General features: G+C 68.9%; 20 protein-coding genes. 16 read left to right on the forward strand and 4 right to left on the reverse strand.

All coding sequences use genetic code 11. The features are described 5' to 3' along the window. The first annotated feature begins 51 nt into the window (after nucleotides 1-51). Genes IAE24_RS12270 through IAE24_RS12315 form a run of 10 tightly spaced genes read left to right on the forward strand, consistent with a single transcriptional unit; the run spans nucleotide 52 to nucleotide 14,414 of the window. Nucleotides 52-2,277: a hypothetical protein gene (locus tag IAE24_RS12270; RefSeq protein ID WP_199961385.1), complete on the forward strand. Its 2,226-nt coding sequence runs from the start codon at nucleotides 52-54 to the stop codon at nucleotides 2,275-2,277. Between the two features lie 42 nt (nucleotides 2,278-2,319). Continuing rightward, nucleotides 2,320-4,041, forward strand: a complete 1,722-nt coding sequence (locus IAE24_RS12275) for a glycosyl transferase family protein (RefSeq protein ID WP_012204791.1) — start codon at nucleotides 2,320-2,322, stop codon at nucleotides 4,039-4,041. Next, the gene (locus tag IAE24_RS12280) at nucleotides 4,038-6,905 is read left to right on the forward strand and encodes an NfrA family protein (RefSeq protein ID WP_199961384.1); all 2,868 of its coding nucleotides are present in this window, start codon (nucleotides 4,038-4,040) and stop codon (nucleotides 6,903-6,905) included. Before IAE24_RS12275 ends, IAE24_RS12280 begins: the two co-directional genes overlap by 4 nt. A 57-nt stretch (nucleotides 6,906-6,962) precedes the next feature. Continuing rightward, complete coding sequence (locus tag IAE24_RS12285) at nucleotides 6,963-8,009, forward strand: alginate O-acetyltransferase AlgX-related protein (RefSeq protein WP_199961383.1); 1,047 nt, start codon at nucleotides 6,963-6,965, stop codon at nucleotides 8,007-8,009. 4 nt (nucleotides 8,010-8,013) lie between these two features. Beyond that, nucleotides 8,014-9,147, forward strand: coding sequence for an alginate O-acetyltransferase AlgX-related protein (locus tag IAE24_RS12290; protein ID WP_199961382.1), 1,134 nt, complete (start codon nucleotides 8,014-8,016; stop codon nucleotides 9,145-9,147). A gap of 13 nt (nucleotides 9,148-9,160) precedes the next feature. Continuing rightward, nucleotides 9,161-10,741 carry an MBOAT family O-acyltransferase gene (locus IAE24_RS12295; protein WP_199961381.1) on the forward strand — a complete coding sequence of 527 codons (1,581 nt, stop codon included), beginning with the start codon at nucleotides 9,161-9,163 and terminating at the stop codon, nucleotides 10,739-10,741. 21 nt (nucleotides 10,742-10,762) lie between these two features. Further along, nucleotides 10,763-11,002 (forward strand): acyl carrier protein, encoded by a 240-nt coding sequence (locus IAE24_RS12300; protein WP_012204786.1) that lies wholly within the window; start codon nucleotides 10,763-10,765, stop codon nucleotides 11,000-11,002. Nucleotides 11,003-11,059: 57 nt separating this feature from the next. After that, on the forward strand, nucleotides 11,060-12,544 hold the full coding sequence (locus IAE24_RS12305) for an AMP-binding protein (protein WP_012204785.1): 1,485 nt from the start codon (nucleotides 11,060-11,062) through the stop codon (nucleotides 12,542-12,544). Further along, complete coding sequence (locus IAE24_RS12310) at nucleotides 12,541-13,242, forward strand: alginate O-acetyltransferase AlgF (protein ID WP_199961380.1); 702 nt, start codon at nucleotides 12,541-12,543, stop codon at nucleotides 13,240-13,242. Before IAE24_RS12305 ends, IAE24_RS12310 begins: the two co-directional genes overlap by 4 nt. Nucleotides 13,243-13,268: 26 nt before the next feature. Then, complete coding sequence (locus tag IAE24_RS12315) at nucleotides 13,269-14,414, forward strand: acyl-CoA dehydrogenase family protein (protein WP_199961379.1); 1,146 nt, start codon at nucleotides 13,269-13,271, stop codon at nucleotides 14,412-14,414. 17 nt (nucleotides 14,415-14,431) lie between these two features. On the opposite strand, the gene IAE24_RS12320 is transcribed toward IAE24_RS12315, so the two are convergent. The 4 genes from IAE24_RS12320 to iolD form a co-directional block, all read right to left on the reverse strand. Then, nucleotides 14,432-15,406 carry a DUF4434 domain-containing protein gene (locus tag IAE24_RS12320; RefSeq protein ID WP_199961378.1) on the reverse strand — a complete coding sequence of 325 codons (975 nt, stop codon included), beginning with the start codon at nucleotides 15,404-15,406 and terminating at the stop codon, nucleotides 14,432-14,434. A 135-nt stretch (nucleotides 15,407-15,541) separates the two neighbouring features. Continuing rightward, a complete protein-coding gene (locus IAE24_RS12325) occupies nucleotides 15,542-16,639 on the reverse strand; it encodes a porin (protein ID WP_199961377.1) in 1,098 nt (365 codons plus the stop codon). Between the two features lie 44 nt (nucleotides 16,640-16,683). Next, a complete protein-coding gene (iolE, locus tag IAE24_RS12330) occupies nucleotides 16,684-17,610 on the reverse strand; it encodes a myo-inosose-2 dehydratase (protein WP_199961376.1) in 927 nt (308 codons plus the stop codon). A gap of 65 nt (nucleotides 17,611-17,675) precedes the next feature. Beyond that, a complete protein-coding gene (gene iolD / locus IAE24_RS12335) occupies nucleotides 17,676-19,559 on the reverse strand; it encodes a 3D-(3,5/4)-trihydroxycyclohexane-1,2-dione acylhydrolase (decyclizing) (RefSeq protein WP_199961395.1) in 1,884 nt (627 codons plus the stop codon). Between the two features lie 266 nt (nucleotides 19,560-19,825). On the opposite strand from iolD, the gene IAE24_RS12340 reads away from it, so the two are divergent. The 6 genes from IAE24_RS12340 to IAE24_RS12365 are packed head-to-tail and all read left to right on the forward strand — an operon-like array spanning nucleotide 19,826 to nucleotide 26,270. Next, a complete protein-coding gene (locus IAE24_RS12340; RefSeq protein WP_199961375.1) occupies nucleotides 19,826-20,815 on the forward strand; it encodes a sugar ABC transporter substrate-binding protein in 990 nt (329 codons plus the stop codon). A 3-nt stretch (nucleotides 20,816-20,818) separates the two neighbouring features. Continuing rightward, nucleotides 20,819-22,384: a sugar ABC transporter ATP-binding protein gene (locus tag IAE24_RS12345; RefSeq protein ID WP_199961374.1), complete on the forward strand. Its 1,566-nt coding sequence runs from the start codon at nucleotides 20,819-20,821 to the stop codon at nucleotides 22,382-22,384. Between the two features lie 28 nt (nucleotides 22,385-22,412). Then, nucleotides 22,413-23,462, forward strand: coding sequence for an ABC transporter permease (locus IAE24_RS12350; RefSeq protein ID WP_199961373.1), 1,050 nt, complete (start codon nucleotides 22,413-22,415; stop codon nucleotides 23,460-23,462). 24 nt (nucleotides 23,463-23,486) lie between these two features. Beyond that, nucleotides 23,487-24,410 (forward strand): sugar phosphate isomerase/epimerase family protein, encoded by a 924-nt coding sequence (locus IAE24_RS12355; protein WP_192368006.1) that lies wholly within the window; start codon nucleotides 23,487-23,489, stop codon nucleotides 24,408-24,410. A gap of 9 nt (nucleotides 24,411-24,419) precedes the next feature. After that, nucleotides 24,420-25,241, forward strand: coding sequence for a TIM barrel protein (locus tag IAE24_RS12360; protein ID WP_192368007.1), 822 nt, complete (start codon nucleotides 24,420-24,422; stop codon nucleotides 25,239-25,241). Between the two features lie 15 nt (nucleotides 25,242-25,256). Further along, nucleotides 25,257-26,270, forward strand: coding sequence for a Gfo/Idh/MocA family protein (locus IAE24_RS12365; RefSeq protein ID WP_199961372.1), 1,014 nt, complete (start codon nucleotides 25,257-25,259; stop codon nucleotides 26,268-26,270). Nucleotides 26,271-26,280 lie beyond the last annotated feature (10 nt).

Below are 26,280 nucleotides of genomic sequence, written 5' to 3' on the forward strand. Positions count from 1 at the left end.
GTCCACGAAGCGCATTACGAATCGAGCACCGAAGTGAGAAAAGAGGCCCCCATGCAACCGACCATCCGCCAATCGCTTTCCCGCACCGGGGCCCGCTGGGCGCTGGGTTCGCTGCTGGGCCTGGGCGCCCTGTTCGCGCAGACGGCCTCGGCCTCGGCGCTGGGTGACGCCATACGCCAGCTGGGCGCCAGCGACGGGCTGCAGCGCAGCGTCACGCTCAAGGAGCTGGGCATCGTCGATCCCGTGGTGCTGGCCGGCACGGCCACCCAGGACTTCTACCTGCCCGTGCCGCGCGGCCTGCCGCTGGGCGATGCCAGCATTGCCTTCGACAGCCGCTACCTGAAGGGTGAGCCCGGCGTCTCGACCGTGGTGATCTCGCTCAACGGCACGCCCGCCGTGTCGCAGACCGTGCCCGACGGTGACGGCACGCTGCAGCGCACGCTGCCCGTCGCCCAGCAGGCCCGCGCCAGCGATTTCGTGCGGCTGGGCGTGAACTGGCGCAGCCGCAACGGCCAGGTGCGATGCGATGACAACCACTCCCTGGCCAACTCCCTGACCATCTCGCCGCAGACACGGCTGAGCTACCGCGTGGACCCGCGCGATGTGCGCAGCATCGAAGATGTCTGGAACACCCTGCCCGTGCGCACCACCGTGCTGGTGGCGGGCCGGCAGCTGGAGCAGGCCTCGTTCGACAGTGCCTGGCGCATCGGCGCCAGCCTGCAGCGCAACAACAGGCGCATGACGGTGAACGCATTGCCCGCCGTGGGGGAGACGCTGGACCTGCGCGGCCTGGAGGTTCCCGCCGCCCTGGCCGGCGTGCCCGCCTTTGCCGCACTGCGCGGCGCCGAGCCCCAGCACAAGCTGGCCAGTGACGCCGAACTGGGCGCGCTGCTCATGCTGGGGGCCGCCCAGGTCAGCGGAGACATCGTGGTGGCCGACAAGGCACTGCAGCAGCGCCTGACCGCCGCCTTCGCGGCCCTGCAGGCCCAGCTGGCGGCCGACCCCGATGCGGGACAGGCCCTGCAGCAATGGCGCGCCCGGCGCGCACCGCTGGCCAACGAGGCGCTGGCCTCGCAGCAGTTGCGCGCCCTGCCCATGGGCCGCCAGATGGTGCTGGCCGTGGCCGCGGACGCGGGTGCGCGCGTGGCCGGCCTGCAGGAGGCCGCCCTGCAGCGCCTGCTGGTCAGCGACAACGTGACCGTGGCCGCGGCCCAGCCCCCGCAATGGGACGAGGCCAAGGGCATACGCCTGTCCAGCCTGGGCGGCAGTCCCGACAGCTTCGACGTGCTGTCGCGCGGCGACTGGACGATGAACTTCCCGCTGAGCGCCGTGGCCTCGCAGGGCCAGATGCCGGGCGAGATCACGCTGTACGTGGCCGCCGCCCCCGGCGCCTCGGCCACGCGTCCCGTGGCCACGCTGTTCTGGAACGGCATGCTGCTGTCGGCCCGCCAGCTGGAGGCCAACGGCCAGCCCGAACGCCTGCGCGCCCGTGTGCCCGGCTATGCGCTGGGCATCAACAACACCTTGCGGGTGTCCGTGCAGCGCCAGCCCTACTCGGCCGACTGCAACGAGATTCCCCAGCCCTACCCCGCCAGCGTGCTGCCGGCCATCAGCTACGTGACGCCCGGCAAGGCCGAGGCCAACGGCAGCTTCATCGGCCTGCTGCCGCTGCTGGGCGCCAAGTCGCAGTTCCTGGTGCCCGCCAGCTATCTGTCGGCGGCGCCGGCCGCGCTGGAGCGCATGGCAAATCTGGCGGCCGCCAGCGGCCTGTCGGCTTCGCAGGCCGAGCTGGTCGTGGCCCAGGCCGATGCAACGGCCAAGCCCTCCATGCCCTTTGTCGCCATGGAAGTGCCGGTGGACGGCGCCAAGCCCCTGGTGACGGTGACGGACCGGCAGCAGCTGCGCATCCGCGGCAAGTCGGCGGACTGGCTGGACATCAAGGGACTCAAGCAACTGTCCTCGGCCGAAGTGGTCACGGCAGGCGGCCAGCAGGGCGTGCTGTGGCATGCCATCGGCGAGTGGACGGGCGGCCTGGGCGAGCCCTTCCTGCTCAATCGCGGCAACATCGCCGTGATCGGTGGCGACGGCCCGCTGGCCTGGGTGGACAGCAGCAATCCCGAAACAGGCATTCCGTCGGGTCCGCGCGAAGGCGCCTTCCACGAATGGCGCAACTTCCTGTCCTGGAGCGTGCCGGGCATCGCCATCGCGCTGTTCGTGGTGCTGCTGCTGGTGGTGCTGGCCTGGGCGGTGGCGCGCAGCAAGCAGTCCAAGCACTGAGCCCGGCCCGGGCAACGATGACGACGGCATGAGGCGATCGCCATGATCTCTTCCCTCTACTGGCCCTACCTGGTGGCCGACTACTACCACGCGCTGGAGATCGTCAGCGCCGTGGTGGCCGTCGTCATCCTGCTGTCCAGCATCGACGACCTGTTCATCGACGCCTGGTACTGGGTGCGCGAGGCCTGGCGCGCGCTGACCGTCAAGCGCCGCTACCAGCCGCTCAAGGCACAGCAGTTGCAGGAGGTCGAGGAAAAGCCGCTGGCCATCATGGTGCCGGCCTGGCTGGAGTACGACGTGATCGCGCCCATGCTGGAGAGCATGGTGGGCACGCTGGACTACAAGAACTACATGATCTTCGTGGGCACCTACCGCAACGACGAGCGCACCAAGAACGAGGTCGAGCGCATGCGCCGGCGCTACCGCCAGCTGGTCCGCGTGGAGGTGCCCCATGACGGCCCCACCTGCAAGGCCGACTGCCTCAACTGGATCGTGCAGGCCATCTTCCAGCAGAACACGCTGCAGCCCGAGCCCTTTGCCGGCGTGATCCTGCACGACAGCGAGGACGTGCTGCACCCGCTGGAGCTCAAGTACTACAACTACCTGCTGCCGCGCATGGACTTCATCCAGCTGCCCGTGACCTCCCTGGAGCGCGAGTGGTACGAGCTGGTGGCCGGCACCTACATGGACGAATTCGCCGAATGGCACACCAAGGACCTGGTGGTGCGCGAGAGCATGTCGCACATGGTGCCCTCGGCCGGCGTGGGCACCTGCTTTTCGCGCAAGGCGATGGAGGAACTGGCGGCCGAGACCCACAACCAGCCCTTCAACACCGACACGCTGACCGAGGACTATGACATCGGCGCGCGGCTGGCACGCCGGGGCATGAAGCAGATCTTCGGCAAGTTCCCCGTGGACTACGTGATACGGCGCAAGCCGCTGTTCGGCCTGGGCAAGGAAAAGGTGTCCACGCTGACCATGCCGCTGGGCATCCGCGAGTTCTTTCCCAACACCTTCAAGACCGCCTACCGGCAAAAGGCGCGCTGGACACTGGGCATCGGCCTGCAGGGCTGGAGCCAGGTCGGCTGGGCCGGGCCGCTGTCCACCAAGTACCTGCTGTTCCGTGACCGCAAGGGGCTGGTGACCTCCTTCGTGGCCATCCTGGCCTATCTGCTGCTGCTGAACTTCCTGCTCTTCCTGCTGGCCGATCACATGGGCTGGTGGACGGTGTACTACCCGTCCCTGTTCGCTCCCAACGGCTGGCTGGTGACGCTGATGAGCGTCAACGTCATCGCCCTGCTGCTGCGCGTGGTGCAGCGCGCATGGTTCGTCTCGCGCCTGTACGGCTGGGAGCACGCCATGCTGTCCATTCCGCGCATGGTGATCGGCAACTTCATCAATGCCATGGCAGCGGCGCGCGCCTGGAAGCTGTTCATCGTCCACCTGGTCACGGGCAAGCGCCTGGCCTGGGACAAGACCATGCACGACTTCCCGTCCACCGACCAGTTGAGCCACCAGCGCCAGCGCCTGGGCGAGCTGCTGCTGTCATGGCAGGCCATCGACGAAACCCGGCTGGCCACCGCGCTGGAGATACAGCAGCGCGAACGCCGTCCGCTGGGCGCCATCCTCATGGAGCAGGGCTGGCTCGACGAGGCCACGCTGCGCGAGGCCATCAGCTTCCAGCAGGGGGAGCCCACCGACCCCACGGTGCATCCCGACATTCCCGCACAAGGCATTCCAAGCACCCCAAGGGCCGGCATATGAAGCATCTCGCTCCCCTCGTTCGCCCTCTCACGCTGGCCGCGCTGCTGGGCGCCGGCTGGAACACGCCGCCGGCTTGGCCGCAGGCCGTGGCGGCCGTCAAGGCGGAGGCGCCGCTCAGGGGCCGCGCGTGGCAACTGGCCAACCAGGCCTATGCCCACTACCAGGCCGGCCGCTTTGCACGGGCCGCGACCGCCGCCGCATCGGCCGTACAGCTGCGCCCCGACCTGCTGCGCCTGCGCATGCTGCTGATCTACTCGCTGCAAAAGCAGGGCAAGAACGAGGAAGCGCTCAAGGCCATCGCCTCGGCCCGCGCCGCCGGGCTGGACGAGGCCACGCTGCAGCAGGCCGAAACCAATGTGCGGGCCGCAGCGGCAGGCGGGGCGGCGGGCGGGCCTGCGGGGGCCACGGCTTCCGAGGCCTACAACAAAGCCTTTCCCATCGCCACGCAGGCCTACACCGACTACAACGCCAAGAACTACGCGGACAGCGCGCGCAGGGCCGAGCAGGCCTTTCGCCTGGACCCCAGCCAGGGCCAGTGGGCGCTGCTGTGGATAGGCGCGCTGGAGGCGCAGGAGCAACTGGGCGCCGCCATCGAGGCCGCAGATGCCGCCCTGGCCCTGGACCCTCCCAACAAAAGCGACCTGGTGGCCAAGCGCCAGACCCTGCGCCGCAGCCAGGCCGTGCTGCCGGCGCAAAAGGCCTACCAGGCGCTGATCGCCAACAACCCGGCGCAGGCTGTGCCCTTTGCGCGCGAAGCAGTGGCGCTGGCGCCGGGAACGGCATCGCACCGCCTGCTGCTGATCACCTCGCTGCTGCTGGCCGAGCAATTGCCCGATGCGGAAAAAGCCGCAGACGAGGCGCTGGCGCAGGACAACGAAGACACAGCGGCGCTGGGCATGCGCGGCTACATCCGCCAGCGCCAGGGCAAGACCGCACAGGCCAACGAGGACTTCGATGCCGTGCTCAAGCAGGACTGGCTGGACGAAAAGCAGTCCGCCAACCTGCGCCTGATCGCGGCCGACGCGGCCCTGGCCGCTGGCGACGCGGCACGCGCCCGCGCGCTGCTGGCGCCCATGCCGGCACAGGATGAATCCGTGGCCCGCCGCCTCAAGCAAGCCGATGACCTGCGCCCCGGCCGCGACACGCCCATGGTGGCCGATACGCGCGGCGCCTCGCAGACCCTGGCCATGGCCGACTATCCGCCGCCCCTGCAGGACTGCCGCGACACGCCCTATGGCACGGTCTGCGAGCTGCAGCCTTCCGATGCCCAGGGCACGGGCGGCCCCAGCGCCCAGGCCTATGCGGCCTACGCGCGCCAGGACTACAAGGCCGCCATCGACCACGCGCGCACGGCCGTGGAGCAGGACCCCGACAACGAGCAGTTGCAAAAGCTGCTGACCACCACGCTGGCCGCAGGCAACCGCGACCAGCAGGGCCAGGCCCTGCTGCGGCTGGACAAGTCGCTGTCCATCACCCCCAACGACCCCCAGCTGCTGATGCAGCGCGGCTACCTGTACTCGCGCCAGGAAGAGCCGGCCAAGGCGCTGCAGGACTTTCGCGCGGCGCGCGCCACGGGCGAGGCGCCAGCGGGCGCCATGCTGGACGAAGGCTATGCGCTGGCCGGCACCGGCGACAACCGGGGCGCCGTGCGCACCTTCAAGGAAGCCATCGACCTGGACGACGCCGGCACCGCCAAGCTCACGCCCGGCCAGCGCGAGAACGCACGCAGCGCCGTCTCCGGCTATTCGCGCGAATGGGGCGCCATCGTCTCCATGGGCTACCGGGGTGCGCGGCCTGCGGGGCGTGCGTTCTCGGACGGCATCCTCACCCAGGCGGGCGATGCGGTCTTCGGCACGGCCGAGGCCTACTGGCGCCCGTCCAACTTCCTCAACTCATCGACGCGCATCTTCGATGTCTACGGGCGGCTGGGCAGCACCTTGCATGACGGCGGCGGCACCACGCTGGGCCAGAGCGCCATCGACCCCTGCACGGGCCTGCCCATCAATGTGCAGGCCGGCGACAACCGCGGCATCTCTGGCCTGCCCACCACCACGGGCTCGCTGGGCATGCGCTTCACGCCGTCCACCAAGTACGCGCTGACCTTTGGCATAGAGCGCCAGTTCAACATCGGCTCCGCCACGCGCTCGGGCTTCATCACGCCTGAATCGCCCCAGCTGCGCTGCCTGATGAGCGGGCGCGATCCGCTCAACCCCACGGGCCCCGCGCTGGGCAATCCCATCTCGGCCAAATACAGCGCAGGCGCGGGCCAGGGCGGGTGGCTGGCCTATGTCACCCATGGCTTCTACGAGGGAACGGGCCGGCGCACGGACCGCTCCAGCTGGTTCACCATGGAAGGCTACAGCCAGGCCGGCTATGCCAACCAGAGCATGGCCTCGCGCTTCACGCTGACAGACCAGACCAATGGTGCCCTGGTGGGCGACGGCTCGGGCCGCTACAAGCGCGAGCAATGGTTCTTCTCCACCGAGGCCCGTATCGGGCGCAGCTTCCGGGCCGACGGCATCAACCAGGGCCTGGTGATCTTCCCGTTCGGCGTGGTCGCGGCCGACTGGATCAAGCAGAGGAACCGCGTCGATGTGCGCTCCCTGCAGGCCGCCCCGGGCGCCACGCCCACCGCAGCCCAGTTGGCCGCCCAGCAGGGGCAGACGCTGGCACTGCAAGGCAATGGCAGCAGCTGGTCCGCCAGCGCCGGCGTGGGCGTCAGCCTGCGCCAATGGTTCCGCGAAAGCCACTACAGCACGGCCCAGTCCTATCTGGACTGGTCCATGCAGTACCGCTTCAACATCGGCGGCGGCCAGGCCGACCGGGCCAAGGGCCTTTTCATGACGCTGACGCTGTCCTATTGAAAGCCCTGCCCCGCCGCCGCCACCACCACACAGACAAGAGAAAAGGAGAAAGCTCCCATGGATTCGACCAAGCAAGCACCCCGCCCCGCCCTGCACGGACTGCGCTCGGGCATGGCGCGCGCCGCACGCGGACTGGCTGGCTGCGCCCTGGTGCTGGGCGCGCTGGCAGCGCAGGGTACGGCACAGGCACAGGCACAGGCACAGGACAGCTCCTCCATCGTTCTCAGGGGCAAGGACGGCTGGCTGTTTCCGGGCTGGGGCAGCCTGACCCAGGTGGACCGCGCCGGCATCACCGAATCCACCCGGCTGATCACCGAGGCGCGCAACCTGCTGGCCGCGCGCGGCGTGAAGCTGCAGGTGCTGCTGCTGCCCGACAAGGTGCGCTTCTATGCCGACAAGATGCCCGACGGCAAGGCCATGAGCGCCGATGTCCAGGGCCGCTACAAGCAGGTGCTGCAGGCGCTGCAGGCCGCCGGCATTCCCAGCTTTGACGACGAGGCCGTGCTGCGCACCGTGCGCGACAGCGGCAAGGACGTGTTCTACCGCACCGACCAGCACTGGACCCAGGCGGCAGCCGACGCCACGGCCGAGGCCACCGCCCGCATGGTCCAGGGCGAGGTGCCCCAGCTGGCCGGCAGCGCCGGCAGCGGCCTGGCCCTGGGCGACACCGTCACCGAGCGCCGCTATGGCGACCTGGCCGAGCTGTTCCTCACCGCCGACGAGCGCAAGCAGATCGGCCGCGAGGTCTACACCGTGCGCCGCCAGGCTCCGGCCAAGGGCCTGCTCGACGATGAGCCCGCCCCCGTCCATGTCACCGGCCACAGCATGGTCCAGCCCTACTTCGGCTTTCCGCAAAAGCTCTCCAACCTGCTGGACCGCCCGGTCTCGCTGAACTGGAAGCCCGGCAACGTGGGCCAGTGGACCATGCTGCTGGAGTACCTGGAGTCGCCGGCCTTCAAGTCCCACAAGCCCCAGGTGCTGGTGTGGCAGATGTTCGAGCCCACCTACAGCTACGGCCCCAACGCGGCCGGCCAGTGGGACAACGCCTCGCTCATGCCCAACGCCACCTGGCTGGAGCGGCTGCGGGCCGCGCTCAAGGGCTGACACCGTGGACCCCACCGCGCAAGAACTGCAAACCGACAAAGGACACCGGCGCAACGCCTGGATCTGGGGTGCCCTGCTGCTGTCGGGCCTGGCCTGGGGCGGCTGGACGCTGGCCAGCGGGGGACCGAAGGCCGGCGAGCTGCAACTGGCCGCCTGGCTGGATGGCCGCGCGGGCGCGGCGCTGAACAAGGGCCTGCGCCTGCCTGCGCAGTCCTCGCTGGAAACCGGCCAGGCCGCGCTGCGCTACCGCCTGCTGGGCGACACGGGAGCGCAGGTGGCACTGGGCTGCCCGCAATGGATGTTCTACCGCGACGGCCTGCGGCCCCAGCCCGGCACGGGCGCCGCGCCCTTCGAGGCGCGCCAGCGCCTGCTGCGCCACTGGACCCGGCAGTTGCAGGACAAAGGCATTGCCACCCTGGTGGTGGCCGTGCCCGACAAGTCGCGCATCGAGGCCGCCCATCTGTGCGGCCTGCCCGTGGCGCCCGTGATGCTCCAGCGCCTGGACCTGTGGCAGCAGCGCCTGCAGGCCGACGGCATTGCCTTTGCCGATCTGCGCCCTGCCCTGCAGACACAGGAGCAGGCGCAACCCGTTTTCTTTCGCACCGACGTGCACATGAATGCCGAGGGCGCACGCGCCGCCGCCCTGGCCGTGGCCCAGGCCGCGCTGCCGCTGCTGGGCGGGCAGCGCGGCGCCCAGGCCTTCGAGGAATCCGCGCCCGGGCCGCTGCAGCCGCTGCCCGGCGACCTGCTGGCCCTGGCCGGCCTGGCCGATGCCCCGGCCGGCTGGCGCCCACGGCGCGACCAGGTGCGCCCGCAGACCATTGTCCCCGTGCGCGGCGGCGGCCTGCTGGACGAGACGCCGCCCGTGCAGGTGCTGCTGGCCGGCAGCTCCAACGGGCTGCGCAGCAATTTCGCGCCGCAGCTCGGCCGCGCGCTGGGCCAGGAAGTCTGGAACCTCAGCATGGACGGCGGCCAGTTCAGCGGCGCCATGGTGGCCGCGCTCAAGCGCCGCGCCTCCTGGCCGGCCAGCCTGCGGCTGGTGATCTGGGAGTTCTCGGAAAACACCTTGTCCCTGCCCCTGACGGACGATGAAAAAGCGGCGCTCAAGGAGATGGACGCCGCCTCCCCGCCTGCGTGACCCCGCCCGCTACATGCTGTTCAATTCCTATCTTTTCCTGCTGCTGTTCCTGCCCATCGCGCTGGCGGGCCACTACCTGGCCGGGGCCATCAGCCTGCGGCTGGCCGCGTTCTGGCTGTGCCTGACGTCCTTTGTCTTCTACGGCTGGTGGAACCCGCAGTTCGTCGCCCTGCTGGCGCTGTCCATCGCCTTCAACTACGTGGTGAGCCTGCTGATCCTGCGCTTTGCGGGCCGTGTGCGGCTGCAGGGGCTGGTCACCGCCCTGGGCGTGGGCGCCGACCTTGCGGCACTGTTCCACTACAAGTACTTCGCCACGCTGTTCAACTTCCTGGGCGAATGGGGGCTGACGCAGGGCGGCATGCACGAGCTCATCCTGCCCCTGGGCATCTCGTTCTTCACCTTCACCCAGATCGGCTACCTGCTGGACTGCCGCTCGGGCATCGTCAAGGAACGCAGCCTGCTCAGCTACGTGCTGTTCGTGACCTTCTTCCCGCACCTGATCGCGGGGCCCATCCTGCATCACAAGGAAATGATGCCGCAGTTCGCGCAGCCGGATAACTACCGGTTCCGCGCGGACAACCTGTCCATCGGCGGCACGCTGTTCGTGATCGGCCTGGCCAAGAAGGTGCTGCTGGCCGACGAGATCGCGCCCTATGCAGACGCGGGATTCGCCGCGCCCGGCGAGCTGCAGTTCTGGGCCGCCTGGGGCGCCAGCCTCAGCTACGCGCTGCAGCTGTACTTCGACTTCTCGGGCTATTCGGACATGGCGCTGGGCCTGGCGCGCATGTTCGGCATCCGTTTCCCGCTGAACTTCAACTCGCCCTACAAGGCCGGCAGCATCATCGACTTCTGGGCACGCTGGCACATGACGCTGACGCGCTACCTCACGGCCTACCTGTACTACCCCGTGGCCATGGCCATCTCGCGCGCACGCGAAAAGCGCGGCCTGTCCGTGGGCTCCAGCGCCGCGCGCACGCCCGGCGGCTTTGCGGCCACCATCGTCGTGCCCACGCTGTTCACCATGGGGCTGGCGGGCATCTGGCACGGTGCGGGCCTGCAGTACGTGATCTTCGGCCTGCTGCATGCCTTCTACCTGTCGGTCAACCACGCCTGGCGCATCTTCGTGGTCAGCCGCAAGCCGGCCGCCGCACGAAAGTCGGGCCGGGGCGTGCAGGCGCTGTGCGTTGTCATCACCTTCATCGCCGTGCTCATCGCCCAGACCTTCTTCCGCGCCCATGGCGTGGGCGACGCCATGCTACTGCTCAAGGGCATGGCCGGCCTGCGCGGCGTGGAGGCGCTGGAGTCGCTGTCCCACGTCCAGGGCCTGGCACTGGGCGATGCCATACGCCTGGCCATAGGCCACCACATGCAGCTGGCCCTGGTCCTGCTGCTGCTGGCCATTGCCTGGTTCACGCCCAATGCCCACCAGATCCTGGGCCGCTTCTCGCCCGCCATGTTCAAGGTGCAGGAAGCGCCCCGCGCCTGGATGCGCTGGCGCCCCAGCGCAGGCTGGACGGCCGTGACCCTGGTCCTGCTCTTCCTGTGCCTGGTCAACCTGCACAAGGAAACCCGCTTCCTGTATTTCCAGTTCTGAAACACCTGTTGGAGAGAAACCATGTCCCTGAATGACATCGAAACCAAGATTGCCCAGATCATCGGCGCCATCATCCTGACCTCGGTCGAGCCCGATACGCTGCTGCTCGAATCGGGCCTGGTGGACTCGCTGTCCGCCGTGGACGTGGCATTGGCCATCGAAAAGGAATTCGGCGTCAAGATACCGCCATCGGAGATCGACCTGCACCTGGAATCCGTGCACACGCTGGCGCAGTACGTGGCCGAGCAGCGCAAGGCCTGATGCAGCGCCTGCACGCCGCCGCCCTGTCCCTTTGTCCCTGCGCAACAAGGAGCCCGCATGCGATTCAGTTTTGACCGCTTCGACTTCACCGAGCCCGGCGCCGACACCGCGCGGCCCGCCGTGATCGATGCCGCCGGCACGCTGGACTGGCAGCAACTGGCCCAGGCCGTGGCGCAATGGGAGCAGCAGGCGCTGGCGCGCGGCGCGCGGCGCGACGAGCCGCTGCTGATCACGGGGCACAAGGAGACCGCGTTCCTCGTGGCCATCCTCGGCTGCCTGCGCCTGGGCGTGCCCTTCGTGCCGGTGGACGTGATCAACCCGCCCGAGCGCATGGCGCGCATCGCCACGCTGGTGCAGGCCGGCCTGCACTACGACGCGCAGGCCCGCAGCTTCCTGGACACCGGCATCGCCGCGCAGCCGCTGCAGGAAAAATCGCTGGCCTACATCATGTTCACCTCGGGCAGCACGGGCGATCCCAAGGGCGTGCAGATCGGGCGGGAGAGCCTGGGCCTGTTCGCCGGCTGGATACGCGACTGCCTGGCCCTGGGCGAGGCGCCGGTCTTCATGGACCAGATGCTGTTCAGCTTCGACTTTTCGCTGTTCAACTGGATGGGCGCCCTGGTCACGGGCGGCGCCTGCGTGCTGTGCGCGCGCGAGACCATTGCCGACCGCCAGGCCTTTGCCGCCTACCTGGCGGGCACCCATGTGAACGTCTGGGCATCCACGCCCTCCTTCGTGCGCCAGCAGCTGCTGGATGCCGACTTCGACCAGCAGCACCTGCCCGACCTGCGCGTCTTCGTCTTCGGCGCCGAATCGCTCACGCCCACCGTGGCCGAGGCGCTGTGGAGCCGCTTTCCCCAGGCACGCATCATCAACTCCTACGGCCCCACCGAGGCCACCTGCTCCACCACCTGGGTGGAGATCGACCCCGCGCTGCGCCAGCGCGCGCCGCTGCCCTTTCCCATCGGCCGGGCCAAGCCCTATGCCGATGTGTTCCTGGACGAAGGCGAGATCTGCGTGGCTGGCGACCACGTGATGCGCGGCTACCTGAACCGCCCCGACCTGCACGCCACACGCATGTTCATGCGCAACGGCAAGCGCGGCTACCGCACGGGCGACCTGGGCGAGATCGACGGCGAGGGCCTGGTCACCTTCCACGGCCGGCGCGACGACCAGATCAAGATGCACGGCTACCGCATCGAGCTGGCCGAGGTCGATGCCGTGCTGGCCACCCTGCCCGGCGTGCGCGCAGGCGCGGCGGTGGCGCTGAAGCGGCCCGATGGCTTCATCGTGCGCATGATCGGCTTCGTGGACCTGGACCGCAGCGGCCCGCCCGGCATGCAGCCCCTGCCCGAAGACCTGGCCGGGTGGCGCGAACTGCTGGCCCAGCGCGTGCCGCCCTACATGATTCCGTCGGAACTGCTGGCCTGCCACGGCTTCCCGCTGACGCAGACTGACAAGGCCGACCGCAAGCAACTGGAGCGCATGTACCTTGATGCACGCATGCGCCCCGCCAAGGAAACCAAGGACCCGCAGGCATGACCTCCGCTTTTTCCCCCGTGATGCGTACCGTCGCGCTCGCCCTGGCCGGCCTGGCCGGGCTCTCCTGCCTGCCCGCCGCGCATGCCGAAGGCACGCTGGCCCAGCTCTATGCGGCGCGCCCGCCCGCAGGCTCGTCCTTCGTGCGCGTGGTCCACCCCGACGCGGGCAGCCTGCGCGTGAAGATCGGCGGCGGCCCCGAGCAGACGCTGTCCGGCAGCAAGCCGGCCAGCAGCTACGCCATCGTCAAGGGCGACACGCCCTTTGCCATTCAGCTGGACGGCAAGAGCGCCGGCAGCATGAAGGTGGCGCCGGGCAGCTTCACCACCCTGGTGCCGCAGCGCCAAGGCAAGAACGCGGCCGCGCGCTTCACGTCCATCGACGACTCCGGCGGAAGCCAGGACGCGCTCAAGGCCGAGCTGCGCTTCTACAACCTGATCGACGATTGCACCGAAGGCGGGCTCAAGATCGCCGGCACGGGCACGCCGCTGTTCACGGGCGTGGCGCCCGCCAGGTCGGCCAGCCGCTCCATCAACCCGGTCAGTGCCCAGCTCGCAGCCACCTGCGCCACTGCGGCCAGCGCGCCGCTGGCACTGCCCCAGCTGCAGCCGGGCGACCACTACAGCCTGTTCATGACGGGTACGGCCGCCGCCCCCGTGCTGCGCGGCCAGGCCAGCGCCACCGACACCTATCGTCCCTGACCCAGCCCAAGGAGACCGACACAGACATGCGCACCCGCTCCGTATTGCGTGAAGACCACCTGCTGTTCAAGGAACAGGTGGACCGATTCGTGGCCACCGAGATCCTGCCCCACATCAATGACTGGGAGGCCGAGGGCATCACGCCGCGCGCCCTGTGGCGCAAGGCCGGCGACAGCGGCCTGCTGAACTGCGACCTGCCTCCGCCCTACGGCCAGGGCGGCGACTTCGGCCACGCGGCCGTGGTCATCGAGGCGCTGGCGCGCGCCAACTGCTTGGGCATCGGCTTTTCCATCCATTCCGACATGGTGGCGCCCTATCTCTGGAACTTCGGCACGCAGGTGCAGAAGGACCGCTGGCTGCCGCGCATGGCCACGGGCGAGCTGATCGGCGCCATCGCCCTGACCGAGCCCGGCGCGGGCAGCGACCTCAAGGCCGTGCGCACGCGCGCCCGCCGCAAGAGCGAGAGTGAGGGCGGCGGCTACGTGCTCAACGGCCAGAAAACCTTCATCACCAACGGCGTCAATGCCGGCCTGATGGTGGTGCTGGCCAGCACCGAGCCCGACCTGGGCGCGCGCGGCCTGTCGCTGTTCGTGGTGGAAGAAGGCATGAAGGGCCTTGGCAAGGGTGCCGCCCTGCGCAAGATAGGCCAGCACAGCCAGGACACCTGCGAGCTGTTCTTCGACGAACTGCACCTGCCGGCCGACCACCTGCTGGGGCGCGAGAACGCCGCCTTCGAGCATGTGACGCAGGAGCTGGCGCAGGAGCGGCTGGCGATCGCGCTGCGTGCGGCAGCCTCCACCGAAGGCATGCTGGATGAGGCTGCCGAGTTCGTGCGCAACCGCAAGGTCTTCGGGCGCCGCGTGCTCGACTACCAGAACACCCGCTTCAAGTTCGCCGACGCCCTGGCCAAGACCACCATGCTGCGCGTCTTCCTGGACGACTGCCTGGCCCGGCACATGGAAGGCTCACTGGACTCCGTCACCGCTGCCATGGCCAAGCTCAACGCCACCGAGCTGCAGGGCCAGGTCCTGGACGAGCTGCTGCAGCTGCACGGCGGCTACGGCTACATGGCCGAATACGGCATTGGCCGCGCCTGGGCCGATGCACGGGCGCTGCGGATCTTCGGCGGAAGCAGCGAAATCCTCAGAGAGATCATCGGCAAGCGCTTCTGACCCGGCAGCCACCGCGCTCAGCGGGCGGCGGCCTTCCACTCGCGCAGCAGTTGCCGGGCCTCTGGCGTGTCGTTCAGCACCCAGGGGTCGATGGCGAAGGCGACGACGCGCTGGGCACCATAGTCGCGGGCCACGTCCCACTGGCGGCGCACGCGCTCGAAGCTGGCCGTGCGCGCCTGGAAGTCCGAGCCATCGGGCCGCGTGGGCGGCAGTTGCTCGAACAGTTCCACGATGAGATCGAACGGCGCCCTGCGCTCCAGCAGCATCTGCTGCAGCGGTGCCAGCGCCTCGTAGTTGCGCAGTCCCGCCACGCCCACGCCGTCCTGCACCATGGGGCGCAGGGACACGCGGTCCAGCAGGATGCTCCACAGCGTGGGCAGGCTGCCCAGCGTCTGCAGCTGGCTGAAATAGGTGGAGATGCCGGGCACCTGGCCGGACGTGGCCGCTGCCGCCTGCGCCAGTGGCTGCAGTGCGCTCACCAGCAGCTCGATGCGCTCGGGCGCGGCCCAGTGGTATTGCTCCAGCTCGTAGGGGATGTACCAGCCGCGAAACGCCGCGTGGCGCGGCCAGGTGCTGGCGTACATATAGCTGGCGCCCTGCTCGGCGATATGCGCCAGGTAGGGCGCGGGGCCTGCGGCGTTGGAAAGGCTGATCTGCTTCCACCAGCGCTCGTCATAGGGCAGGCCCAGGTGCACACCCATGCCCAGTTCGGTGCAGATGTCCAGCAGGTCGGCGATCTGCGCGTCGGCCAGCATCCAGCTGTCCGCCTCGGAATCGCCTTGCAGGCCGCTCCATTGCACGAACAGCTCCCGGCAGCCCAGCGCCTGGGTGGCGGCCAGGCGCTGGCGCCATTGGTCGCGCGGCATCTCCAGATGGCTGCGCCACGGCTGCAGAAAACTGCCCGACACGGGCGCCGAGGCCGCGCAACCGACCAGCGAGGCACAGGCGGCGGCCGCGCCGGCGCCGAGGAATTCGCGTCTGGACAAATGCATGGTGGGAACGGCCGCAAGGCTGCGTGAAGCGAAGCACCAAGAATACAGCCAAGCGGCGCGGCAGCCGCCCCGCACGAGCCGGCCCACCCGGACTTGACCCGGCCGGGCCGAGGGTTGATGCGCAAAAAGCCAGCGTCAGAACGAGTGCACGATGCCCGTGTAGACGCCCTCCTGGCCGGACCCGGGTGCGGGCCTGGCGCTGTTGGCCTCCACCGAGAACGAGGCTCCGCCGCCGTTGGAGACGGTGCCCACAGTGCCATAAAGCATGGTGCGCCGGGAAAGATGGTAGTTCGCCCCCAGGCTCACCAGGCTGGCGCCGCCGCCACTGCGGTTGGCGCGGTAGGCGCCGCCCACCAGCACCAGGGCCGGCGTGGCCTGGTAGTTGGCGCCCATCCAGTAGGTCTGCTGCCTGCGGGCGCCTGCCGGGTTGTCGGCGTCGGCCACCGTCAGCGCACCTGACCGGATCTGGCTGTAGCCCGTGAACAGCTTCAGGCCGCCCACGCGGTAGGTTGCGCCCACCGTGTACAGGCGCGATGCCGTGTAGAGCGAACTGAACGCGCCGTTGCCGTCACGGATTTCCTCGTAGAAGGCCTTGAGCACCAGCGGCCCCTGCTCATAGCCCACGCTGGCGGCGGCCTGGCGCCCGGCCCGGGAACGGCCCGCCTCCCCGTTCAGCCCCAGCTGGGTGCGAAACGAGAGCCCACCCCAGGCCGGCGACTGGTAGCTGATGGCATTGGGGCGCGACCCCCAGGTCCGGTTGCCCTGCAGCGTGCCCGCGCCCATGGCCTGCAGGCCCATGGGGTCCAGCGCCCAGACCTCGCCATCGGGAATGCCCATGGCCCGGCCCAGCAGCAGCGTGCCGTACGTCTGGCTTCGCAGGCCGACCACCGCATAGCGGCTGAAGAAGCTGTCGCCCACCGTGCCGTCGTCGGCGGAGAACTGGCTTTCGAGATGGAAGACGGCGCTCAGGCCGCCGCCCAGGTCCTCGGCCCCGCGCAGCCCCCACCAGGTGGCGCCCCATTGCCCGGCGTGCCGGAGTTGATCGGAAGACCGGCCCGGCCTCTCGGCAATGCGGTTCATATAGTCGACACCGCTGACGATGCGCCCATACAGCGTGACGCTGCCTTGCGCCGTGGCCAGACTGGCTGCGCCGGCCAGCGCCGCAGCGCACAGGCAAGGCACGGTGGCCCGGGCCGCAGGGCCCCGCAGGGCGTGGTGGATTGCAGATGTCATGACGGTGTCCTCCCTTGGTTTTCATGCCTCGATGCCGGATGGCCTCAGGCGCCCAGCCGGTCCACGAGCGCGCGCAGCGTCTCGTAGCCCTTTTTCGCGTATGTGTAGCCGGGCGCGATGGCGGGGTCCTGCTCGGCCTCGACCACGAGCCAGCCCTGGTAGCCGGCATTCCTGAGCGTGCGCAGCACCGCCTCGAAGTCGAGCGCGCCGTCGCCCGGCACCGTGAAGATGCCGTTGACCACGCCCTGCAGAAAGCTCCAGTCGCCCTGGCGTGCCTGGGCAATCACCTGGGGACGCACATCCTTGCAATGCACATGCGCCACGCGCGCCACATGTTTTTTCAGCAGCGCCGCCGGATCGGCCGCCCCGCCGTAGTAGGCATGGCCGGTATCGAACAGCAGGAAGACCTTGCGCGGATCGGTCAGCGCCATCAGGCGGTCCACATCCTGCGGGGACTCCACATGGGCGCCCATGTGGTGGTGATAGGCCAGCCGGATGCCGTAGCACTCCAGCAGGTGCGCGCCAAAGGCATCCAGCCGCCACGCATAGCGCTGCCAGGCCGCATCGTCGGCAAAGCGCGGGCGCCGGGACACAGGCGTGCCGATCTGCCCCTGGACCGTGCCCGCGCATTCGCCATAGACCACCACGTCGACGCCGTTGTGGCGCAGCCTGTCCATGTGGGGCTTGCAGCGCTCGGCCTCGGCGGCAATCGCCTGTGCATCGCTGCCCGCATCGGCCTGCGCCAGAAAACCCGAGTACCAGCCGGAGACGCAGGCCAGCCCGTACGCGTCAAGCCTGGCCTTGAGCGCGGGGCCGGTTTTCGGAAACTTGTTGCCCAGCTCGAAGCCCGCGTAGCCGATCTCGGCGCCCTCCTTCAGTGCCGTGTCCAGCGGCGTATCGCCACCCAGCGAGGGCAGGTCGTCGTTCATCCAGGACAGGGGATTGATACCGATGCGTACCTTCCAGGTCATGCGAGTCCTCCTTGGTGCAGATGGGCAGATGGGCAGAAGTCGTACGGGGCGACGGTTGTGCGGCGTCAGCGCCGCTGGCCTGCCTTGTGGTGCAGGTACTCGCGCCGCGCGCCCTGGACCTCGGGGCAGCCCGAGACCTCGGGCACGGCAACCTCCCACCAGGCGCCGCCGTCGGCCGTGGTGCGGCGGTGGGTGGTGTCTATCACCAGCACCTGGCTGCGGCGGGACGCCCGCGCACGCAGCATTTCGCGGCGCAGTTCCTGCACACCGCCCACGTGGACGGCCTCGGCGCCCATCGCAGCGGCATGGCGGGCGAAATCGATGGACGAGCGCTCGCCCCCCTCGGGCACGCAGTCATCGAGCATGTTGTTGAAGCTGGCGCCGCCGCAGCGCACCTGCAGCCGCTCTATGCAGCCGTAGCCACGGTTGTCCAGCACCACGACGATGATCTTTCGGCCCAGCAGCACCGAGGTGGCCAGCTCGGCGTTGAGCATCATGTAGGAGCCATCGCCCACGACCACGATGACCTCGCGCTCGGGCCTTGCCAGCTTCACGCCCAGGCCGCCCGCGATCTCGTAGCCCATGCAGGAATAGGCATAGTCCACGTGGTAGTTGCCCGGCAGGCCGCTGCGCCACAGCTTGTGCAGCTCGGCCGGCAGCGTGCCGGCCGCGCAGACCACGACGTCATTGCGGGCGCTGTCCAGCCCTGCGTCGGCGGCAGACTCGCGCAAGGCCCCGATCACCTCGGCGTCACAGGGCAGCTCGCCCTGGGGCGCGTGCAATGTCAGCTCCGCCACGCGCTGTGCCCAGGCTGAGGCCCGGGCGCGCAGCTCTTCGGTCCACCGTGGATCGGCCCGCCAGCCGGCCAATCCTGCACCCAGCTGGGCCAGGCCAGTACGGGCATCGGCCACCAGCTGGCGGCCACGCTTTCTGGCGGCATCGAAGGGCTGCACGTTCAGGCCCAGCACCGTGGCCTGGCTGTACAGCGCCTGCGAGCCGCTGGTGAAATCCTGCTGCCGCGTGCCGATGGCCAGCAGCACATCGCAGTGCCGGGCCGCGTGGTTGGCAGCCGGCGAGCCGGTCACGCCGATGGCGCCCAGGTTGAGGGCATGGTCCCAGGCCAGGCTGCCCTTGCCGGCCTGCGACTCGGCCACCGGCACGCCATGCGTTTCGGCAAACACGCGCAAGGCCTCCCAGGCCTGGCTGTACAGCACGCCGCCGCCCGCCACGATCAGCGGCCTTTTGGCGCAGGCCAGCAAGGCCACGGCCTGCTCCAGCTCGGCGGCATCGGCCGGCGGGCGGCGCAGGCGGATCAGCGGCGGGTGGAAGAAATCCATGGGCCAGTCGAAGGCCTGGGTCTGCACGTCTTGCGGCAGCGCAAGGCAGGCGGGGCCGCACTGCGCCGGGTCGGTCATGACCTGGATGGCGCGCGGCAAGGCCGCCAGCAATTGCCCGGGCTGCATGATGCGGTCGAAGTAGCGCGTGACCGGACGCAGGCAGTCGTTGGCACTCAGATCACCCTGCTCGAAGCTCTCCACCTGCTGCAGGACGGGATCGGGCAGGCGCGAGGCAAAGATGTCCCCGGGCAGCAGCAACAGCGGCAGCCGCGCCACATGCGCCAACGCGGCCGGGGTCACCAGGTTGGTGGCGCCGGGCCCGATGCTCGAGGTCACGGCCATCATGCGCTGGCGAAAGTGCGCCTTGGCAAAGGCCACGGCCGCATGGGCCATGCCCTGTTCGCTGTGGGCGCGCAGCGTGGGCAGCCGCTGCCGTTCGGCATGCAGGGCCTCGCCCAGCCCGGCCACGTTGCCATGTCCGAAGATGGCGAATACCCCTGCGCAATAGGGCTGGACGGCGGTGCGGCCATCGGGCTGCATGACCTCGGCCTGCAGGGCGGCCAGGTAGCGGACCAGCGCCTGGCTGACGGTCAATCTCACGGTGCCGGTCACGGTGCCTGTCATCTCTTGTCTTGCCTTTCCATGGCCATTGCTCAGGGGCTGTCCGCAGGCAGCGCTTGGCCAGCGTTCAGAACATGGAAAAAGATTAAAACTATTAGAAATTTTTTTCCTTAGGTGTATTTACTTAGAAATTAATTTCCAAAAATTAGAGGGACAGAACTACATTTCTCCTCAGGGTCCGGGGCAATCCGGTGTTTGGCGAGTCAAGGCGGGATGTGAACGCGCCCCGCTGCCGCTCAAGGACAAGGAGACGAGGGATGAGGAAAAACCACCTGCTGGCGGCCATTGCCGCCGCCTTTCTGGCAGCACTGCCCGTGCATTCCCAGGCTCAGACGCAGAAGCAGACCCAGGCGCTGACACAGGCGCAAGCCCACGCGCAGCCCCTCAGGATCGGCGTGGCGATGGCGCTCTTCGACGACACCGGCCTGACCATCCTGCGCAACGGCATCGTGGACGCGGCCAAAAAACACGGGGCCGAGCTGCAGATCGAGGACGCCAGCAACGATGTGGGCAAGCAGCTGAGCCAGATCCAGAACATGATTGCCCAGCGGGCCGACGCCATCATCGTCAACCCGGTGGACACCGACGCCACGCCCAGAATCACCCGCATGGTGAGCGACGCCGGGATCGCGCTGGTCTACGTGAACCGCCAGCCCGTCGATTTCGACAAGCTGCCCGCAGGCACCGCCGTGGTGGCCTCCGACGAAAAACTCTCGGGCACGCTGCAGGCCCGCCAGGTCTGCAAGCTGCTGGAGGGCCGCGGCAACATCCTGGTGCTGATGGGGGAGCTCTCCAACGAATCGGCGCGCACCCGCACCCGCGACATCGAGGAAGTGGCGGCCACGCCCGAATGCGCGGAAATGAAGATCCTCGACAAGCGCGAGGGCAAGTGGAGCCGCACGCAGGGCCAGGACATCACCATGAACTGGCTGAGCTCGGGCATGAAGTTCGACGCCATCCTCGCCAACAACGACGAGATGGCGATTGGCGCCATCAACGCGCTGAAGGCGGCCCGCAAGTGGAGGCCCGACACCATCGTGGCCGGCATAGACGCCACGCCCGACGGGCTGTCCTCCATGAAGAACGGCGACCTCAAGGTCTCCGTCTTCCAGAACCTGGCCGGACAGGGCGCCAAGGCGGTCGATGCCGCCCTGCGCCTGGCCGGCAAACAGCCCGTGGAGCGCTTCGTGAACGTGCCCTTCGAGCTGGTGACGCCCGAGAACATGGGCCAGTACGCCAGGCCCTGAGCCATGTCCGCATCCCCTGTGCACGGGCCGGACCGCGGCCCACCCGCGCCTGCCGCACCGTGCGCGCAACACGCGCCCCATGCCTGCAGCGACCTGCTGGAGGTGCGTGGGGTGGGCAAGTCGTTTCCGGGCGTCGTGGCGCTGGCCGATGTGCAGCTGCGCCTGCGCAGCGGCAGCGTGCATGCGCTGATGGGCGAGAACGGCGCCGGCAAATCCACCCTGATGAAGATCATTGCCGGCGTGCATGCGCCCGACACCGGAGAGATCCGCCTCAGGGGCCGGCCCGTCACGCTGCGCAGCCCGCTGGATGCGCTCAGGCAAGGCATCGCCATGATCCACCAGGAGCTGAACCTCATGCCCAGCATGACGGTGGCCGAGAACATCTGGATCGGCCGCGAGCCCGTCAACCGCTTGGGCCTGGTCGACCACCGCCAGCTGCGCCAGCGCACCCAGGCCCTGTTCGAGCGGCTGGCCATCGACATGGACCCCGACTCCGAGGTGCGCACGCTGAGCGTGGCCAGCCGCCAGATGGTGGAGATCGCCAAGGCCGTGTCCTTCGACTCCGAGGTGCTGATCATGGACGAGCCCACCTCCGCGCTCACCGACCGGGAGGTGGAGCACCTGTTTCGCATCATCGGCCACCTGCGCGGCCAGGGCAAAGGCATCGTCTACATCACGCACAAGATGAACGAGCTGTTCGAGATCGCCGACGAGTTCTCGGTGTTCCGCGACGGCAGGTACATAGGCACGCATGCATCGGCCGATGTCACGCGCGACGACATCATCCGCATGATGGTCGGGCGCGAGATCACCCGGATGTTCCCCAAGCAGGACGTGGCCCTGGGCGATGTGGTGCTCTCGGTGGACGGGCTGGGCGTCGACGGCGTGTTCCATGGCCTGCGCTTCGAGCTGCGCGCCGGGGAGATCCTGGGCGTGGCCGGCCTGGTGGGCTCCGGGCGCTCCAATCTTGCCGAGGCGCTGTTCGGCGTCGTGCCCGCCACCTGCGGCGAGATCCGCATCGGCGGCGAGCCGGTGCGCATCACCTCGCCTGCCCAGGCCATGCGGCTGGGCATGGCCTTTCTCACCGAGGACCGCAAGGACACGGGCTGCTTCATGGGCCTGGACCTGCTGGCCAACATGGAGGTGGCGCTGCTGCACGAGCGCCATGTGCGCTGGGGTCTGGTCGCGCATGCCGCCGTGGCGCGCGAATGCGAGGACATGGCCCGCATGCTGCAGGTCCGGTCCCCCGGGCTGCACGAGGACATCCGCAACCTGTCCGGCGGCAACCAGCAAAAGGTGCTGATCGGCCGCTGGCTGCTGACGCGCCCGCGCATCCTCATCCTGGACGAGCCGACGCGCGGCATCGACGTGGGCGCCAAGGCCGAGATCCATCGCCTCGTGGGCGCGCTCGCGGCCCAGGGAACTGCCGTGCTGATGGTCTCCTCGGAAATGCCCGAGGTGCTGGGCATGAGCGACCGCATCCTGGTCATGCATGAGGGGCGCATGACCGGCATCGTCGAGCGCAGGGACGCCGACCGGGTGCGGATCATGGAACTGGCCTCCCGCTGAGCCCCGATACGCAACGGAGACACGCAAGATGAGCAATTCCCAGACGGTTTCGCAAGCCCAAACGCAAACGAAAACCCAAGCGCAGACCCAGCCCGCCCGAAAGCAGCGCGCCCGGTGGCCGCCGGAGCTCAGCATCTTCCTCGTGCTGCTGGGCATCGCCCTGTTCTTCGAGGCGGCAGGCTGGCTCACCGTGGGCCAGAGCTTTCTGCTCAACGCCGAGCGGCTGCAGATCATCGTGCTGCAGATGGCGGTGGTAGGCATCATCGCCGTGGGCGTCAACCTGGTCATCATCACCAGCGGCATCGACCTGTCCTCCGGCTCCGTGGTGGCCGCCGCCGCCGTGGTGTCGGCCAGCCTGGCGCAGGTATCGGACTTTCCGCGCGCGGTGTTCCCCCAACTCACCGATCTGCCCGTGGTCTGGCCCGTGCTGGCCGGCATGTGCGTGGGCCTGACGGTCGGGCTGATCAATGGCTCGCTGATCGCCTTCACCGGCATCCCGCCCTTCATCGCCACGCTGGGCACCATGGTCGCGGCACGCGGCTTCGCCAAGTGGTTCACCAACGGCACGCCCGTCTCCATGCTGACGGACGAGTTCGCGGCGCTGGGCTCCGGCGCCCATCCGGTGCTCATCTTCCTGGTGCTTGCCGCCGTCTTCCACACCGTGCTGCGCCATACGCGCTTTGGCAAGTTCACCTATGCCATCGGCGCCAACCGCCAGGCTGCCGTGGTCTCGGGCATCAACGTGCGTCGGCATCTGGTCTGGGTCTACATGATTGCCGGCGTGCTCAGCGGCATCGCCGGCACGGTGACGGCGGCGCGGGCAATCTCCGGCCAGTCCGGCATGGGCGTCATGTACGAGCTCGATGCGATCGCCGCCGTCGTGATCGGCGGCACCTCGCTGGCGGGCGGCGTGGGCCGCATCACCGGCACGGTGATCGGCGTGCTGATCCTGGGCGTCATGACCTCGGGCTTCACCTTCATCCGCATCGACGCCTACTACCAGGAGATGGTCAAGGGCGCCATCATCGTCGCGGCCGTGGTCGCAGACCAGTACCGCAACAAGAAGGCGCGGCGCTGACGGCGCGCCCTGCAGGGAGGCATCATGAAAATCGCCCTCGATCCCTACATGATCCGGCACGAGTGCCTGGACCGCCTGCCGCACGCCGTGGCCGAGCTGGGCTATGACCAGATCGAACTGTCGCCGCGCAGCGACTTCCTGGACTGGTGGGTGATGCCGCGCGCCACCAAGGAGCGCATGGCCGCATTCCGCCAGGCGATGCGCGCCAGCGGCGTGGCGCTGGCATCGCTGCAGCCCATGTACCGCTGGGCCAGCCCGTTCGAGGACGAACGGCAATGGGCCATGCGCTGCTGGAGAAAGGCCATCGAAGTCGCCGTGGAGATGGACTGCGCGCTGATGGTGTCCGAGTTCGGCCGAGGCGCATCGCCCGAGCGCTCGGTGAACGGTCCTGCCGGCGCGAATCCGAAAGAGATGTGCGAGGCCGCCTGGTTCCGCTCCATGGACGAGCTGCTGCCCATCCTGGAGCGCGAAGGCATCACGCTGTCCGTGGAGCCGCATCCGGAGGACTGGATAGAGCAGCTGCAGCCGGCCATGGACATCGTGAGGAACATGGGCTCGAAGGCGCTGCGGCTGTCCTATATCGCCCCGCACACCTTCCACTACGGCGACGACATGGCCGCCATGCTGCGCGAGGCGGCACCGCTGCTGGCCCATGTGCGCGTGGCCGATACCTTCGACCACCGCAAGAGCAGCCAGTTGCGCTACATCGTCAACCCGCCGGGCTCGCACCACATCCGCGTGCACCAGCACCTGGACATGGGCCAGGGCGAGATCGACTGGGACCTGTTCTTCGGCACGCTGGGCGCAGCCGGCTTCGACGGCGTGCTGTCGTCCTGCGTGTTCGCCTGGGAGGAGCGGGCCGCCGAATCCAGCCGCTTCATGCGCCGGGAGATACAGCGCTACCTGAACAGGCATTTCTCCCCCGCCGCCCTGCCCCTTTCAGCCTGAGCTCTTGCCATGCACCAGCCCATCCACTTCGCCATCAACCGCATCAGCGCCTCTCGCATGCCGTTTGCCGACTACCTGGGCATGTGCCGGCGCCTGGGCGTGTCGGCCATCGAGATCCGCAACGATCTGCCCCACGCCGAGATGCGCGACGGCACGGCGCCCGCCGCGATCCGGGCTGCAGCGCAGCAGGCGGGCATCACCATCCTGTCAATCAACGCGCTGTATCCCTTCGACGTTTTCGACGCAGGCATCGAACGCAAGGCGCGCGAACTGGCTGCGTATGCGCGTGACTGCGGCGCGCAGGCCCTGGTCATGTGTCCGTTGAACGACCGGGCCGATGCGCGCACGCCCGGCGAACGGCGGCGCGACCTGGTGCAGGCGCTGCGGCAGTTGCGCCCCATCCTCGACGGCCACGGCATCCAGGGCCTGGTCGAGCCCCTGGGCTTTGCCGAGTGCGCACTGCGCCGCAAGTCCGATGCGGTGGCCGCCATCCATGAGGCCGCGGGCGAGCGCCATTTCAAGCTGGTGCACGACAGCTTCCACCACCACCTGGCGGGCGAAGACCTGTTCTTTCCCGAACAGACCGGGCTGGTGCATGTCTCGGGCGTCGAGGACCGCCAGCTGGAGAGCGGCCAGATGCGCGACGGCCATCGCGTGCTGGTCGGCGAAGGTGACCGCCTGGGCAACATCGCCCAGTTGCGCGCCCTGCTCGATCGCGGCTGCGGCGCCCCGGTCTCGTTCGAGCCGTTCGCGGAAGGGATCACGCAAGCGGCCGACAGCGAGGCTTTGCTGCGGCAAAGCATGGACTTCATCCGCCATTCATTGCTTTGACGAGGAGAGGACGACATGACATTGCAGATCGGAGTGATTGGCTGCGGGGCCATAGGCCAGGACCATATCCGCAGGATGTGCCAGACGCTGTCGGGCGCCCGGGTAGTGGCGGTGACGGACATCGATGCGCAGCAGGTGCGTGAGGTGATGGCCCGGCACGGCCCGGACATCGAGGCCTTTGACAGCGGCCCGGCGCTGATTGCCGCGCCGCAGGTGCAGGCGGTACTGGTCACGTCCTGGGGACCCACGCACGAGGAGCTGGTGCTGGCGGCCATCGCCCAGGGCAAGCCGGTGTTCTGCGAAAAGCCGCTGGCGGTCACCGCTGCCGGCTGCCTGCGCATCGTGCAGGCGGAGATGGCCCATGGGCAGCGGCTGGTGCAGGTCGGCTTCATGCGCCCCTACGACGCGGGCTACCGTGCGCTGCGCCATGTCATCGCCGCCGGCGAGATTGGCGCGCCCCTGATGGTGCACTGCGCGCACCGCAATCCCACGGTGGCCGAGGGCTACACCACCAGCATGGCCATCACCGATACGCTGATCCACGAGCTCGATGTCCTGCGCTGGCTGCTGGACGACGACTACGCCAGTGCCCAGGTGGTGTTCCCCAGGAAGACGCGCCACGCATTGCCGCATCTGCACGATCCGCAGATCATCCTGCTGGAGACCGTGGGCGGTGTGCGCATCGACGTGGAGGTATTCGTCAACTGCCGGTACGGCTACGACATCCAGTGCGAAGTGGTGGGCGAGACGGGCATCGCGCGCCTGCCGGAGCCTGCGGCCGTGCCGATGAAGCGCGCGGCCAGCCACTGCACGCCCCTGCTGACCGACTGGAAGCAGCGCTTCATCGCCGCCTACGACGTGGAGCTGCAGGCCTTCATCGACGGCGTGCGCGACCGGCAACTGACGGGCCCCTCGGCCTGGGATGGCTACGCCGCCGCAGTGGCCGCCGATGCCTGCGTGCTGGCGCAGTCCTCCGGCGCGATAGAGCGCATGGCGACCGCACCGCGCCCGGCGTTCTACCAGCCCTGAGCCCCCGACG

It is taken from the genome of Delftia sp. S65, from assembly GCF_016516495.1.
Taxonomy (GTDB): Bacteria; Pseudomonadota; Gammaproteobacteria; order Burkholderiales; family Burkholderiaceae_C; genus Comamonas; species Comamonas acidovorans.